We start from the raw sequence: 14,698 nt of genomic DNA, 5'->3' as shown, positions 1-14,698 counted from the left end.
ACCCAGTCTCGATGAAACCTTTCATGATGTTTGGCCTAGCGGCCCTGTCCCCGTTCGCGGCTGCAGCCGCTATGGCCGATACCACTACCGTCACGGATGTGGCCGGACGCCAGGTCACTCTCGAGACCCCGGTTGAGCGAGTCATTCTTGGCGAAGGCCGCCAGATCTATCTGCTGGGCGCACTTCAGCCCGACGCTCCCTTTGCTGGCGTGGTGGGATGGCGTGAGGACTTCTCCCAGGCCGACCCGGATAGCTACTCCCGCTACGCCGAGAAGTTTCCCGAGTTGCTGGAGCTGCCGACGTTCGGCGGCTTCAAGGACGGCACCTTCGACGTCGAGCAGGCCGCCTCGCTGTCTCCCGACGTGGTCCTGATGAACCTGGAAGCTCGCGCCGCTACGGAAGACGCAGGCTACGATGACAAGCTGGCAGAGCTCGACATTCCGATCGTCTACGTGGACTTCCGCGAGGATCCGCTGGCGCATACGATCCCCTCCATGCGCCTGATGGGCGAGCTGCTCGGCAAGCAGCAACAGGCCGAGGCCTTCATCGACTTCTCGGAAGAACAGCTGGCCAAAGTGACCGATGTGATCGCGGAAGCGGATCCCGAGCGGCCCAGCGTGTTCATCGATCGCGCCGGTGGCTACTCGGATGACTGCTGCATGAGCTTCGGGCCCGGCAATTTCGGTGAATACGTCGAACTGGCGGGGGGCAGCAACATCGCCGACGGCATCATCCCCACCACCTTCGGCACCCTCAACCCGGAGCAGATCATTGCCGCCAATCCTGACCACGTGGTGGTCACCGGTGGCAACTGGGATGCCTATGTGCCTGGCGGCAACTGGGTTGGCATGGGCCCTGGCGCTGACATGGACGCGGCTCGCACCAAGCTGGAACGGCTGACGCAGCGCACTGCAATGACCGGCATCACTGCCGTGGAGCAGGGTCAGTTCCACGCCATCTGGCACCAGTTCTACAACAGTCCCTACTACTTTGTGGCAGTACAGCAACTGGCCAAGTGGCTCCACCCCGAACTGTTCGAGGACCTGGACCCCGAGGCGACCTTCCAGGAGCTGCACGAGCGCTTCCTGCCCACCGACTACGAGCCCGGCTACTGGATCACTCTGGATGAGCAATGACAGTACGGCGGTCGTCGATCACAGCGGTCGCGACGCCTATCGTTCACTGGTCCTGCGCCGCCAGATCATTCTGGCGGCGCTGGTGGCAGCCCTGGCACTCAGCCTATGTATCGACCTGGCACTTGGGCCAGCCCGCTTCACCCTCGCCGAGGTAGTCGCGGCTCTGCTGACGCCAGACCAGGTCGAGGCACAGGCGCGGGTCATCGTCTGGGAAATACGCATGCCTGTCGCCTTGATGGCCCTGGTCGTCGGTGCCAGCCTGTCCATTGCCGGCGCCCAGATGCAGACCATCCTCAGCAATCCTCTGGCCAGCCCCTTCACCCTGGGTATCTCTGCCGGAGCCAGCTTTGGCGCGGCCCTGGCGCTGGCCTTCGGCGTTGCCATCATCCCGGCGGCACTGGACTACGTCATCCCCATCAACGCCTTTGTCATGGCCATGCTCACGGCGTTCCTCATTCATGCGCTTAGCCTCAAGCGTGGCGTCACTATCGAGACCATCGTGCTGCTAGGTATCGCCATGGTCTTCATCTTCAATTCACTGATGGCGCTGATTCAGTTCTTTGCCAGCCAGCAAGCGGTATCTGCCGTCGTCTTCTGGACCATGGGCAGCCTGACCAAGGCAACCTGGCCCAAGCTATGGATCGCCCTCGGCGTCTTGCTGCTGGTGGTGCCGCTGCTGGCCCGTCACGGCTGGGCGCTGACGGCGATGCGTCTGGGCGACACCAAGGCGGAAAGCATGGGGCTGAAGCCTCGACGGCTGCGCCTCGAAGTGCTGGTGCTGGTATCCCTGCTGGCAGCGGTCTCCGTCGCCTTTGTCGGTACCATCGGCTTTATCGGTCTGGTCGGGCCCCACATCGCCCGCCTGCTGGTCGGTGAGGATCAACGCTTCTTCCTTCCGGGATCCGCCTTGTGTGGCGCCCTGATCCTGTCCATTGGCTCAGTGCTGTCCAAGGTGATCCTGCCAGGCACGGTCATACCCATCGGTATTATCACCTCGCTGGTGGGAATCCCCTTCTTCCTGTTTCTCGTGCTCAACCATAAGAAGGCCTCATGGTAAGCCTACGTCTTGATCGTCTTTCGGCGCGCTACGGTCGGCGCCAGATTCTTGCCGAGATCACTACCCCGACCTTCCATGGCGGCCAGGTCGTGGCGCTGCTGGGCCCTAACGCCGCTGGCAAGTCGACCCTGTTTCGTCGCGTCTTCGGCGTACTTAAGGGATCCGGACAGGCCATTCTGGAAGGCGCGCGGCAAGATCGCCCGATGGCCTACATGACCCAGGACAACGGCGCCAGCGCAGTGCTGACCGTCTATGAAGCGGTGTTGCTGGCTCGCATGCAAGGGCGCGGCATGAAGGTGCAGCCACAGGACCTGACCCAGGTCGAACGAGCCCTGGCGGAGCTCGGCATCGCCGACCTGAGTGAGCGGGATATCGGGGATTTGAGCGGTGGCCAACGCCAGATGGTCAATGCGGCACAAGCCTTGGTGCAGGAACCCGAGGTACTGCTGCTGGATGAACCCACCTCTGCGCTGGACTTGCACCGTCAGGTCGGGCTTCTGACCATCCTGCGGCGCCTGGCCAGTGAGCGCGAGATGCTCATCCTCGTGGCCATTCACGACCTGGGACAGGCACTACGCTTCACCGACCAGGCCATGCTGCTGGAACAGGGCCGTCTGGTGGCATGTGGTGCCACCAAAGACGTTGTCACCAGCGAGCTGCTGGAGCGGGTCTACCGCATCAGAGCCAGGGTTGAACCCTGCTCCATGGGGGTGCCGCAACTGATTGTCGAAGACGCTATCTAGGGAAGTGCTAGATTCGCCCGGCTAGCCTACTTCAACGTGTCAGGGCGCCTGCGGCGAAAGCCTAGGCGGCGCCCTTCCATCGCGGCCAGAGCCGCCCCGCCCAGCATCAGAGGCAGCGCCAGCAGAAAGCCCGACGATAGCGGCTGGCCAAATAGCCAGACGTCTGCCAATACGGGCCAGATCAGCGCAATGTATTCAAAAGGCGCCAGTCGCGACACTTCCGCGAAACGCAGCGCCAGGGTCATGCAGATATGAGCCGCGCCACCGAACAGTCCCGACAGGATCAATAGCGTCAGCGTTTCCGTCGGCAGCGCCACCCAACCCAATGGCCACGTCGCCAGTCCCGCCAGGGTGCACGCCAGCACGAAATAGAACGCGATGGCACCAGCGCCTTCAGTGCGCGAGATACGTCGCACCGTCACCAGCGCAGCAGCCGTCAACGACGCCCCCAACACGCCTAACGCATAACCGGATAGCTGGCCGGCCTTGTGGCTGTCACCGATATCCGGGACAACCAGCACGGCGACCCCAGCGACAGCCAGCATCAGCGCCAAGGCCCGCGGAAGGGTGAAGCGCTCCCCCAGCATCACGACACCGCCGATGGCCATCAGCACGGGGGCGAGCTGTGCCAACAAGGTTGCCTCTGCCACCGGCAATCTGGCCAACGCAGCGAAGGTGGCAAACATCGACGCAGCGCCAAGACTGGAACGCAGCAGGTGGCCACCAGGGCGGCGAGTGGCCAGTCCTTTAGGAAATTCGTGACGCCAGGCCAGGAACACCACGATAGGCAGTAGCGCGAAGGCGGAGCGGAAGAACACCACCTGTCCCAGCGGCACGTCGTCACTCACCCATTTCACGCAAATCAGCATCGCCGCAAACAGCAGGCCGGAGCCAATCCGCAGCACGATGCCCGCAAGCGGCCGGTCCTGATTACCCATGGCTTATGCCTTGGTGAATGCGCAGGCTTATGCCCTGTTTTAAGCGCTGGTTTAAGCCCTGATTCAGGCCCTGGCTCATGTCCTGATCCATGTGTCCCCACGTCCTTTTGTGCCTGTCTGACAAACGCCAACCCCCAGCGCATGGCGCCGGGGGTTGGCGGGTCACATCAGCCCGGGTAGTCCCGGGTCGCTGGCCAGCAGCGACTTACAGCTTCATATCTTCAAAGAACTTCTTCACACCGTCGAAGAAGCTCGACTTCTTCGGCGAATGCTGGGCATTGCTGCCACCGAGGCTGTCCTGGAAGCTGCGGAGCAGGTCTTTCTGCTCTTCGCTGAGATTAACCGGTGTTTCCACCACCACGCGGCACAACAGGTCACCCGCGGGGCCTCCGCGAACCGGCTTGACCCCCTTGCCACGCAACCGGAACAGCTTGCCTGTCTGGGTTTCTGCCGGAATCTTCAGCTTGACGCGCCCATCCAGAGTGGGCACTTCCAGCTCTCCACCAAGGGCCGCATCAACAAAGTTGATCGGCACTTCACACTGCAGGTGACGGCCATCCCGTTCGAAGATATGGTGCGGCTTGATCGCCACCTGCACGTACAGATCGCCAGGCGGGCCACCGTTGACCCCAGCCTCGCCCTCACCGTTGAGGCGAATGCGATCACCGGAATCGACGCCAGCCGGAATCTTGACCGACAGGGTGCGGGTCTCGCGCACGCGCCCTTCGCCATGGCACTTGTGGCACGGCACCTTGATGTGCTGGCCGCTGCCATGACAGGTCGGACACGTCTGCTGCACGGCAAAGAAGCCCTGCTGCATGCGTACCTGACCATGACCGTGACAGGTGGGGCAGGTCTCCTTGGTGGAGCCGGGCTCCGCACCATCACCGTCACAGCGCTCACACTCGACGTGGCGAGGCACGCGAATGTCCACACTGGTACCGGCCACGGCACTTTCGAGGTCGAGCTCCAGGTTGTAGCGCAGATCGCTGCCGCGCTGCGGGGCGTTGGGGTTGCGACGACCGCCGCCACCGCCAAAGATGTCACCGAAGACATCCCCGAAGATATCGCTGAAGCCGCCAGCCCCGGCGCCGCCGAAGCCACCACCGCCCTGACCGTCGACGCCGGCATGGCCGAACTGGTCATAGGCCGCGCGCTTCTCGCTGTCGGTCAGTACCTCGTAGGCCTCGGACACTTCACGGAATTTCTCCGCCGAGGTGTCATCGTCCGGGTTGCGGTCCGGGTGGTACTTCTGTGCCAGCCGCCGATAGGCCTTCTTGATGTCCTTCTGATCGGCACCGCGCTCGACACCCAGTACCTCGTAGTAGTCTCGCTTGGACATGGGTCTGTCCGCCTCCGTAGCGATCCTCAGCAACACCAACGCGGGAGGCAGGCTCCCGCGCTGGTGTCATCCGAGGTTCAGATGTCGTGGTTACTGCTTTTTCTGGTCGTCGTTGACTTCTTCATACTCGGCGTCGACCACGTCATCTTCCTTCTTGGCGCCAGCGCCTGCCTCGGCGTCGCCCGCCTGCTGGCCGGCATCTGCCTGCTCGGCGTACATCTTCTGCGCCAGGTTGCCGGAGGCCTCGGTCAAGGCATCAAGCTTGGCCTGGATGGCGTCCTTGTCATCGCCTTGCAGGGCTTCTTCGAGTTCCTTGATGGCGCTCTCGATAGCCTGCTTCTCTTCCTCGGACGCCTTGTCACCGGCTTCCTCGAGGGTCTTGCGCGAGGCGTGGATCATGCCATCGGCCTGGTTGCGCAGTGCGACCAGTTCTTCGAACTTCTTGTCCTCATCGGCATGGGCCTCCGCATCGCGGACCATCTGCTCGATCTCGTCATCGGACAGGCCGCTGGAGGCCTTGATGACGATGGACTGCTCCTTGCCGGTCGCCTTGTCCTTGGCGGACACATTGAGGATACCGTTGGCATCCAGGTCGAAGGCGACTTCGATCTGCGGTACGCCACGCGGTGCCGGCGGAATATCGGACAGGTCGAAGCGGCCGAGTGACTTGTTGCCGCTGGACTGCTTGCGCTCACCCTGCAGCACGTGAATGGTCACGGCTGTCTGGTTGTCATCGGCAGTCGAGAACACCTGGGTCTTCTTGGTCGGAATGGTGGTGTTCTTCTCGATCAGCGCCGTCATCACGCCACCCAGGGTCTCGATGCCCAGGGTCAGCGGCGTCACGTCGAGCAGCAGCACGTCCTTGACGTCACCGCCAAGCACGCCGCCCTGAATCGCAGCACCCACGGCCACGGCCTCGTCCGGGTTGACGTCCTTGCGAGCGTCCTTGCCAAAGAACTCGGCCACCTTGGACTGCACCATCGGCATGCGGGTCTGGCCACCGACCAGGATCACGTCGTCGATCTCGGAGGCAGACAGGCCTGCGTCCGACAGAGCGGTCTTACACGGTGCCAGCGAACGGCTGACCAGCTCTTCCACCAGTGACTCGAGCTTGGCGCGGGTCACCTTGACGTTGAGGTGCTTCGGGCCGGTGTTGTCAGCGGTGATGTAAGGCAGGTTGACGTCTGTCTGCTGCGCGCTGGACAGCTCGATCTTGGCCTTCTCGGCAGCTTCCTTCAGGCGCTGCATCGCCAGGTTGTCCCCGGACAGGTCGATACCGCTGTCGGCCTTGAACTGATCGACCAGGTAGTTGATCAGCTTGAGGTCAAAGTCCTCACCGCCCAGGAAGGTATCGCCGTTGGTGGCGAGCACTTCGAACTGGGTCTCGCCGTCGACGTCAGCCACTTCGATGATGGAGATATCGAAGGTACCGCCACCCAGGTCATAGACCGCGATGGTCTTGTCACCGCGCGACTTGTCCATGCCGTAGGCCAGGGCAGCAGCGGTCGGCTCGTTGATGATGCGCTTGACTTCCAGACCGGCAATGCGGCCGGCGTCCTTGGTGGCCTGACGCTGGCTGTCATTGAAGTAGGCCGGCACGGTGATGACCGCCTCGGTCACGGCTTCGCCAAGATAGTCCTCGGCGGTCTTCTTCATCTTCTTCAGCACTTCAGCGCTGACCTGGGGCGGCGCAAGCTTCTTGCCCTTCACCTCGACCCAGGCGTCACCGTTGTCGGCTTCGGCGATGGTGTACGGCACCATCTTGATGTCCTTCTGGACAACGTCGTCCTTGAAACGACGGCCAATCAGACGCTTGATCGCGTACAGGGTGTTTTCCGGGTTGGTCACCGCCTGACGCTTGGCCGCCTGCCCCACCAGAGTCTCGCCATCATCGGTGTAGGCGATGATGGACGGAGTGGTGCGTGCGCCTTCTGCGTTTTCGATTACCTTGGCGCTGTCGCCGTCGAGCACGGCCACACAAGAGTTAGTGGTACCAAGGTCAATGCCGATGATGCGTCCCATAGGAAATCCTCGAATTCGTGTATTGCGTAACTAAAGTTCGTGTTGCGGCGTTAACCGCGGGGTTGCCGACTATCTGGGGGGCGTTATCGCCGTTTTCAAGTCCCCATCCGCTTTCCGGCGCGACAACCCTTAACGTTTTCGGGCGTCCGGCTTAGCCGGCGGCCTGGCTGACGACCACCATGGCCGGGCGCACCAGTCTGCCGTTGAGCACATACCCCTTTTGCATCACGTCCATGACGGTGTTGGGCTCAAGTTCGGGGTTGGGCACCATGGCCATGGCCTCGTGGAACTGCGGATCAAACGGCTCGCCATGGGGTTCAACGATGTCGACACCAAACTTGCCCAGCACGTCGAGCTGCATCTTGAGGGTCATGGAAACCCCTTCGCGATGCGCTTCAGAGGCATCTTCGCCCATGGCCTCAAGGGCTTTCTCGAGGCTATCTACCACCGGCAGAAGGTCCTTGATGAACTTCTCCAGCGCGAACTTGCGGGCCTTTTCAGCCTCGGCTTCTGCACGGCGGCGAACGTTCTGCGCCTCTGCCGCTGCACGCAGCGCCTGATCCTTGGCATCGGCCACGCTCTGCTCGAGCTCCTCGACCCGTGCGGCCAGCACCTCAGCCTCAGGATTGTCACTGCCTTCCACGGCGTCGCCCTGGGCGTCATCCTCAGCCAAGTCGATGATGTCATCCAACTCGCCTTCGATCGCTTCGGCAGTCTCTGCAGACTGCTGCGGATCGCCTTCCTGTTCCTGGCGTGCGAGTTCGTCATCCAGCGGGGTCTGGGGATCTTTGGCCATGTGCAGCCTCCTGAAGCATTCCAACAATCGCGGTGGCACCGCCTGTAAAGTGATTGACCGCAAGGAAGCGTGACATCGCCTGCTTCCCTCGGCCGCAAACTGCAGGGATATATGGGGCTGGCCAGGACAATCTCAAGGGCCCCGAAGGCTGATCTGACTCACACGAACAGCCATTCGCCAATGACGGCGCCGACATCGGCACGTCGGCGTGCATTGTCGGCGTGCCTCAACTACTGTATAAAACACCAAGTCATGGATAGATAACCAGTACCCGTCTACCGCCCTCCCGGCACGGATGCGTCCATCCTTCCATCCTCACCGGGATCAAGCATTGAGCACCTACCGCTACCTGCTCCAGGTAGCGTCACCCGGAGGCCCGCATGCTGACCGAACTCTCGATCCAGGATTTTGCCATCGTCGACCACCTCGAGCTTGAGCTTGACGGTGGCATGACCGCTATTACCGGGGAAACCGGTGCAGGCAAGTCCATCCTGCTCGGCGCCCTCGGGCTCTGCCTGGGTGAGCGTGGCGACGCGGGCAGCGTCCGTCACGGACAATCTCGCGCCGACCTGAGCGCACGCTTCGATATCAGCGGCCTACCCAATGCACGCACCTGGCTGGAGAGCCGTGAGCTGTCTGCCGATGACTGCCTGCTGCGTCGGGTCGTGACCAAGAGCGGTCGCTCCAAGGCCTGGATCAATGGTCAGCCGGCTACCATCGCTGACTTGAAGTCTCTGGGCGAGACCTTGATCGAGATCCATGGTCAGCATGCCCATCAGGCGCTGCTGGCAGAGGACACCCACCTCAGGCTGCTGGATGACCTGGCCGGCCACCGCGAGTCGGTGGCACGCCTGGCCGAGCTCTACCGTGAGTGGCAGGCCACCCGCCGCCAGCTCAAGCGCCTGGCCGACGACAGCGACGACATTCGTGCGCGTCGGCAGCTGTTGCGCTACCAGGTGGAAGAGCTCGACCAGCTGGGCCTGGGCGAGGAGGAGCTCGACAGCCTGGAACAGGAACAGGAACTGCTCGCCCACGCTGAAACGCGCTTGGCAGAGACCCAGTTTGCACTGGATTGCTGTGACAATGACGAGGGTGGCGCACTGCCGTTGCTGCACCAGGCCACCCAGCGCCTTGCGGCCTTGCCGGGCAGCAACCAGGGGGCACTGGCTAACGCTCTGGCGCTGCTGGGGGATGCCAGCATCCAACTGGAAGAGGCCGGAAGAGAGCTTCACCAGGTCATGGCAAGTGTCGAACTCGACCCTGAGCGCCTGGCATGGGTCGAGCAACGACTGGCTGAAACCCACCGAATCGCCCGCAAGCACCATGTGTTGCCAGAGGAGATCGTCTCCCTGCATCAGCGCCTGTCCACCGAGCTGGAAGGCCTTGAGGGTGGCGACGAGGACCTGGAAGCACTGACCGAAAAGGCCGATGCCCTCAAGGCAGAGTGGCGACAGTTGGCGGAAAAGGTCAGCGGTGAACGCCACAAGGCGGCGAAGCGCTTTGGCAAGGAGGTTCAGCAGCAGCTGGCCTTCCTGGCTATGGGCAAGGCGCGCTTCGAGGTAGAAGTCAGCCAGCGAGATGCCGCCGCCCCCGAAGGCATGGACCGGGTGCGCTTCTTGATTGCAGCCAACCCCGGCCAGCCACCCAGACCCCTGGCCAAGGTCGCCTCGGGGGGCGAGCTGTCACGCATCAGCCTGGCGATTCAGGTCATCGCGGCACAGCACTCGACCATTCCTTGCCTGGTGTTCGATGAAGTGGATGTCGGGGTATCTGGCGCAACGGCCGAGATCGTGGGGCAGCTACTCAAGCGTCTTGGCGAAGGTGGCCAGGTATTGACGGTCACACACCTGCCACAGGTCGCCGCACAGGCGCACCACCATCTGCATATCGAGAAGAAGGCCCGCAAGGACAGCACCTCGACGCATATGGCGCTACTGGACGAGGCCGGACGAGTGGGCGAGCTGGCTCGCATGCTGGGAGGGGTCAAGCTATCCGATCAGACGCTCGCCCATGCCCGCGAGATGCTCGACGCCAGCCAGCGCGCCCACCATTGACCGGCGGACACACTGCGCACATCCGTCGACAAAAAACAGGCAGACACAACAAAGCCTCCACCCTGGGGCGGAGGCTTGAACACCTAAGCTCAGGCAAGGAGCGCCAATCTTAACGCTTGGCGATACCTTCCTGACGAGTGGCCTTGGAGCCTTTCGGTCTGACGTAGAGGACCAGCGCATGGTCCACGAGCTCAAAACCGTGCTCTTCCGCAATTTCTTGCTGGCGACGCTCGATGGTTTCATCGAAGAACTCGATGATTTCGCCACTTTCCAGGCACACCATGTGGTCATGATGCTCTTCCTGAGAGAGCTCAAAGACCGCATGGCCACCGTCGAAATTGTGTCGTATCACCAGGCCCGCTGACTCGAACTGAGTCAGGACACGATATACCGTGGCCAGGCCTACATCTTCGCCAGCTTCGAGCAACGTCTTGTACACGTCCTCGGCACTCAGGTGGTGCTGATCGGTGGCAGATTCGAGGATCTGCAGGATCTTAACGCGCGGCAGGGTGACTTTCAGTCCGGCCTTGCGCAATTCATGGTTCTTGTCGGCCATGGTTGCTCTTCGCAGTATCAGGTAGGGTCGGGTATGATCGACCGACCCCACGATAGTGAAGAACAGGCGCAAATGCAAAAGCTGACCGGAATTGTCACCCTTTCACTGGCCCTGGCACTGACCAGTGGCTGCACCTATTTCAGCGTGTACAAGCGCGACCTGGCCCAGGGCAACCTGGTGACCAACAATATGGTCGAACAGCTGCGCCCAGGCATGTCACGCCAGGAGGTCATCAACCTGATGGGCTCTCCGCTGCTGGAGGCGCCGTTTAACGCCGAGCAGTGGGACTATGTCTATCGACTGGATGAAGCCTACGGAGATGTGATGCAACGACGCGTCACGCTGACCTTTGCTGGCAACAACTTGGTCAACATCGAGCGCGATGGCGACTTCAGCATGGACCCGGACGTCGCCGGCAAGCATAGCTACGGTGTCGGACCGACCAGCGGCGGGGCCGATGACAACCCCGACGGCGAGGCCAACATCGAACCTATCTACAACCGCACCGTCGATCCCGAGCGGGAGTAAGCCCTCGAACGGATCGGCTGCAGCCCCGACGCACAGGCCCGCGACCGCTGATCATCTCAGCGGTCGCGGGCTGCGCGCTGCGCGCGGGCCTGTTTCGGATCAATCTTCAGCGGGCGATAGACTTCGACACGGTCTCCGTTACGCAGCACGTGCTGCGACGGGTCACGCAGCGTCTTGCCAAAGATGCCAAGGCTGGCATCGGTGAAGGTGTCTGCAGGCAATTCAGGAAACAGCGCCGGCAGATGTGCCGCCGCCACGGCTTGAGTGGCCGTCGTCCCAACCGGAAGTCGCAGCGCCACCAGCCTCTGCTTGTGCGGCAAGGCAAAGGCGACCTCGACCGTGATGCGCTCCTGTGCCGTCGCGGGAGCGTCAGCGTCCATACAGCTCATCAGCACGACGAGTGAAGGCATCTACCTGCTGGCCGGCAATCTGCTGAAAGACCTTGCCGAACGCCATGCCCAACAGCCGACTGGAAAACTCGAAGTCCATTTCCAGGCTGACCTTGCACACGTTGTCGCCCATAGCAGTGAACTTCCAGCGCCCGCTCATGCGCTTGAACGGCCCTTTTACCAACGACAGCTCAATCCGCTCCGGCTCGTGAAGGTCATTACGGGTCACAATGGTCTGCTCGATCCCGGCCCTGCCCAGGGTCATCTCCCCCACCAGGTGTGAAGGCTCTTCCTCAACCAGGCGGGCACGGCGACATCCCGGCAGGAACTCAGGATAGCTTTCGAAATCGTTCACAAGATCGAACATCTGCTTGGGAGTGTGCCGCACCATGGCGGATCGATTGACGGTTGGCATTGACCTCTCCGCTGACTTCCAGAAGCCCAGGGCGTATCATGAGCGGTTGTTTCGGCCTTGAATGGTATCACGCTTCCACCGCCGGACTGGACTCCCTCTTCGAGGAGCAATACCGAGGAGTCATCCAGCCACCAGGCTCGACGGTGCCGTCGTCGCCTTGCTGCAGCGGCAGGAATGGACAGATGCATCAGAGGCCACCCCGATGACGATAACGTCCTCGGGACCGACTCAGAGATCAAAGAGGTTCCATGGCCAGCAAGAAGGGAAAGGACAAGGGTCCTGGCAACAACACCATCGCCCAGAACAAGAAGGCACGCTTCGAGTACCACATCGATGAGACCTTCGAGGCCGGCCTGGCGCTGGCGGGGTGGGAAGTCAAAAGCCTGCGCGCCGGCAAGGCCCAGCTCACCGACACCTACATCTTGGTCAAGAATGGTGAGGCATGGCTATTGGGCAGCCATATCATGCCGCTGAACACGGCCAGCACCCACGAAGTGGCAGACCCCACACGAACACGGAAGCTACTGCTGCACCGCAAGGAGATCGCCAAGATCTTTTCGCGCACCCAGGACAAGGGACATACCTGCGTCCCACTCAAGCTGTACTGGAAAGGCAGCCGGGTGAAATGCGAGCTTGCGCTGGTAACGGGCAAGAAGCTGCATGACAAGCGCGCTACCGAGAAAGACCGGGACTGGCAGCGGCAGAAAGGTCGCGTAATGAGGGAACAAAATCGCGCCTGAAGCGTCAGATCTGGCACTTCCCGCAGTATCTTTGGTACACTGGCGGGGCGTTACGGGGGCGACATGGTTTCGACGCCGATGACAACCCCTGAGGTGCATGCCGAGAGCGTGATGTATCTCGTAAATCCAACATCACGATTAAATAGTCGCAAACGACGAAAACTACGCTCAGGGCGCGCTGGCAGCTTAAAACCTGTTAGCTTCTTGTCCTACCCGGCGGCGACGCGCTCATCCGTTGCCAATGGGCTATGAGCCAAGATAGGTGAGATCGCGGTTGGCGCTGTCCTCTCGTCAATCGCTAAACATACGAGGAATCGCGTTTCAGGATCCTGCCCGTCGGAGCCTGAGGCGTTAAACAAAATGACGGAACTAAGCATGTAGAGCCAATGGGCGAGTGTCGGCGGACGCGGGTTCGATTCCCGCCGCCTCCACCAAATCAAGGTTTCAGGACTTTTCAGAAAGCACCAGAAACCGCATGAAAAGGGGCCTTTGGGCCCCTTTCTTGTGTCTGGACGTTCCACAACGTTTCTTGACATGCCCCCACCAAAGGGGGCATTTATGGGGGCACATAGCCAAAGCCGCTACCCTGATGCCCCCAAAATCGTCAGCAACTGCGCCAACAGGCGCTTAGCGGGCCAATGACCTGCCCCCCATAGTTGGGGGCATCTGGCTCTACAGAATGGGGCATATGGCGATTACCACCCCGAGGTGCCCCCAATGAGCCGCCAGACCAACAAGCTATCAGCCACTGCCGTGAAGATGGCAAAGCCGAGAGCAAAGGCATTCAAGATGGCCGATGGCGGTGGCCTGTATCTGGAGGTCTCCACCAGCGGGAGCAAATACTGGCGAATGAAGTACCGCCACGCTGGTAAGGAGAAGCGGCTGGCCATTGGCGTCTATCCCGATATCTCCCTGGTAGCCGCACGCGAGGCACGAGACGCAGCCAAGCGCCAGCTTGCTCAGGGCATTGACCCAAGCACCGCCAAGCGCATCGCTCGCCAGCAGGGTGAGCAAGATGCGGCCAACACATTTATGGCCGTGGCCGCCGAGTGGCTGGAGAAGGTTCACCAGCATGACGTGGTGCCTGCCCACTACCAGCGAAACAAGCGCCGCCTGGAACGCGACGCCTTCCCTGTCATCGGCAAACGTCCTCTCTCTGAGATCACGCCGCCTGAACTTCTGGCATGTCTGCGCCGCATCGAGGAGCGCGGCCATATCGAGACAGCCCATCGAGTGAAGACGCTGTGCGGCCAGGTGTTCCGCTATGGCATTTCTACAGGGCGCGTGGAGCGTGACCCTACGCCTGACCTGCGTGGGGCCTTGCGCCCTCACAAGGCCAAACACTACGCCGCCGTGACCGATCCCAAAGAGGTGGTGGGCCTGCTGCGAGCGATTGAGGGCTACGGGGGGCAGCCAGTCACCATTGCTGCCTTGAAGTTGGCACCTCTGGTCTTCACCCGCCCAGGTGAGCTTCGGCAAGCACTGTGGAACGATATTGATCTGGAGGAAGCCACGTGGACGTTTAACGCCAGCAAAACAGGGCAAGCCCATGTCGTGCCACTGCCGACCCAAGCCGTGGGCATCCTGCACGACCTGCATGGACTGACCGGACGTGCTGAGTACGTTTTCCCAGGCATCCGCAGCAGCAAGCGACCGATGAGCAATAACACCATCAAGGCCGCACTCGACCGGATGGGCTTCAAAGGCGAGATGACGGCGCACGGCTTCAGGGCGATGGCGCGCACCATCCTGGCTGAGCGCCTGAACTACCCCGAGCACTACATAGAACAGCAATTGGCGCACGCCGTGAAGGACAGCAACGGACGCGCCTACAACCGAACCTCTCATCTGGAGCAACGTCGAGAGATGCTGCAAAGCTGGGCCGATTACCTGGACGCCCTGCGCACTGGTGCCGACAACGTGGTGCCGATCCGCGCTGGAGCCTGAGGCAAGCGGCAGCGGCCGCACCCTGTTGACTGGCT

General features: G+C 61.7%; 14 protein-coding genes and 1 other RNA gene. 8 read left to right on the top strand and 7 right to left on the bottom strand.

The features are described 5' to 3' along the window. Positions 1-23 precede the first annotated feature (23 nt). From KUV86_RS08485 to KUV86_RS08475, 3 genes are read left to right on the top strand one after another with little or no spacing between them, the layout of a single operon-like run. Positions 24-1,136, top strand: coding sequence for an ABC transporter substrate-binding protein (locus tag KUV86_RS08485; protein WP_409995512.1), 1,113 nt, complete (start codon positions 24-26; stop codon positions 1,134-1,136). Continuing rightward, positions 1,126-2,193, top strand: coding sequence for a FecCD family ABC transporter permease (locus KUV86_RS08480; RefSeq protein ID WP_206942458.1), 1,068 nt, complete (start codon positions 1,126-1,128; stop codon positions 2,191-2,193). The genes KUV86_RS08485 and KUV86_RS08480 overlap by 11 nt, the downstream gene beginning before the upstream one ends. Further along, positions 2,187-2,936 (top strand): ABC transporter ATP-binding protein, encoded by a 750-nt coding sequence (locus tag KUV86_RS08475; protein WP_222484411.1) that lies wholly within the window; start codon positions 2,187-2,189, stop codon positions 2,934-2,936. Before KUV86_RS08480 ends, KUV86_RS08475 begins: the two co-directional genes overlap by 7 nt. 26 nt (positions 2,937-2,962) lie before the next feature. Here KUV86_RS08475 and KUV86_RS08470 read toward each other — a convergent pair whose 3' ends face one another. From KUV86_RS08470 to grpE, 4 genes are all read right to left on the bottom strand, one after another. After that, positions 2,963-3,874: a DMT family transporter gene (locus KUV86_RS08470; RefSeq protein WP_206942454.1), complete on the bottom strand. Its 912-nt coding sequence runs from the start codon at positions 3,872-3,874 to the stop codon at positions 2,963-2,965. Positions 3,875-4,079: 205 nt separating this feature from the next. Continuing rightward, on the bottom strand, positions 4,080-5,216 hold the full coding sequence (gene dnaJ, locus KUV86_RS08465; protein WP_206942452.1) for a molecular chaperone DnaJ: 1,137 nt from the start codon (positions 5,214-5,216) through the stop codon (positions 4,080-4,082). Positions 5,217-5,306: 90 nt separating this feature from the next. Further along, positions 5,307-7,238 carry a molecular chaperone DnaK gene (gene dnaK, locus KUV86_RS08460; RefSeq protein WP_206942450.1) on the bottom strand — a complete coding sequence of 644 codons (1,932 nt, stop codon included), beginning with the start codon at positions 7,236-7,238 and terminating at the stop codon, positions 5,307-5,309. 151 nt (positions 7,239-7,389) lie between these two features. Further along, the gene (gene grpE, locus KUV86_RS08455; RefSeq protein ID WP_222162151.1) at positions 7,390-8,034 is read right to left on the bottom strand and encodes a nucleotide exchange factor GrpE; all 645 of its coding nucleotides are present in this window, start codon (positions 8,032-8,034) and stop codon (positions 7,390-7,392) included. A gap of 380 nt (positions 8,035-8,414) precedes the next feature. Here grpE and recN point away from each other — a divergent pair, with 380 nt between their 5' ends. Beyond that, the gene (gene recN / locus KUV86_RS08450) at positions 8,415-10,088 is read left to right on the top strand and encodes a DNA repair protein RecN (protein WP_222484410.1); all 1,674 of its coding nucleotides are present in this window, start codon (positions 8,415-8,417) and stop codon (positions 10,086-10,088) included. A 109-nt stretch (positions 10,089-10,197) separates the two neighbouring features. Here recN and fur read toward each other — a convergent pair whose 3' ends face one another. Then, positions 10,198-10,644, bottom strand: coding sequence for a ferric iron uptake transcriptional regulator (gene fur / locus KUV86_RS08445; protein ID WP_206942445.1), 447 nt, complete (start codon positions 10,642-10,644; stop codon positions 10,198-10,200). 72 nt (positions 10,645-10,716) lie between these two features. On the opposite strand from fur, the gene KUV86_RS08440 reads away from it, so the two are divergent. Next, positions 10,717-11,172, top strand: a complete 456-nt coding sequence (locus KUV86_RS08440; RefSeq protein ID WP_222162497.1) for an outer membrane protein assembly factor BamE — start codon at positions 10,717-10,719, stop codon at positions 11,170-11,172. A gap of 56 nt (positions 11,173-11,228) precedes the next feature. Here the strand turns inward: KUV86_RS08440 and KUV86_RS08435 are convergent, their stop codons facing one another. Both KUV86_RS08435 and KUV86_RS08430 read right to left on the bottom strand, forming a co-directional pair. Beyond that, the gene (locus tag KUV86_RS08435) at positions 11,229-11,552 is read right to left on the bottom strand and encodes an RnfH family protein (protein WP_222162153.1); all 324 of its coding nucleotides are present in this window, start codon (positions 11,550-11,552) and stop codon (positions 11,229-11,231) included. Next, positions 11,542-11,976: a type II toxin-antitoxin system RatA family toxin gene (locus KUV86_RS08430; RefSeq protein ID WP_206942443.1), complete on the bottom strand. Its 435-nt coding sequence runs from the start codon at positions 11,974-11,976 to the stop codon at positions 11,542-11,544. The genes KUV86_RS08435 and KUV86_RS08430 overlap by 11 nt, the downstream gene beginning before the upstream one ends. A 248-nt stretch (positions 11,977-12,224) precedes the next feature. On the opposite strand from KUV86_RS08430, the gene smpB reads away from it, so the two are divergent. The 3 genes from smpB to KUV86_RS08415 all read left to right on the top strand — a co-directional run bounded on the left by smpB (position 12,225) and on the right by KUV86_RS08415 (position 14,663). After that, a complete protein-coding gene (gene smpB, locus KUV86_RS08425) occupies positions 12,225-12,716 on the top strand; it encodes an SsrA-binding protein SmpB (protein ID WP_206942442.1) in 492 nt (163 codons plus the stop codon). Between the two features lie 54 nt (positions 12,717-12,770). Beyond that, positions 12,771-13,150: a transfer-messenger RNA gene (gene ssrA / locus KUV86_RS08420) on the top strand. Positions 13,151-13,433: 283 nt separating this feature from the next. Further along, a complete protein-coding gene (locus tag KUV86_RS08415; protein WP_222484408.1) occupies positions 13,434-14,663 on the top strand; it encodes a tyrosine-type recombinase/integrase in 1,230 nt (409 codons plus the stop codon). The last annotated feature ends 35 nt before the right edge of the window (positions 14,664-14,698 follow it).

It is taken from the genome of Halomonas sp. DP8Y7-3 (assembly GCF_019801675.1).
Taxonomy (GTDB): Bacteria; Pseudomonadota; Gammaproteobacteria; order Pseudomonadales; family Halomonadaceae; genus Halomonas; species Halomonas litopenaei_A.
Note: the sequence above shows the minus strand (reverse complement) of the source record. Positions and strands in the feature narration are given on the sequence as shown.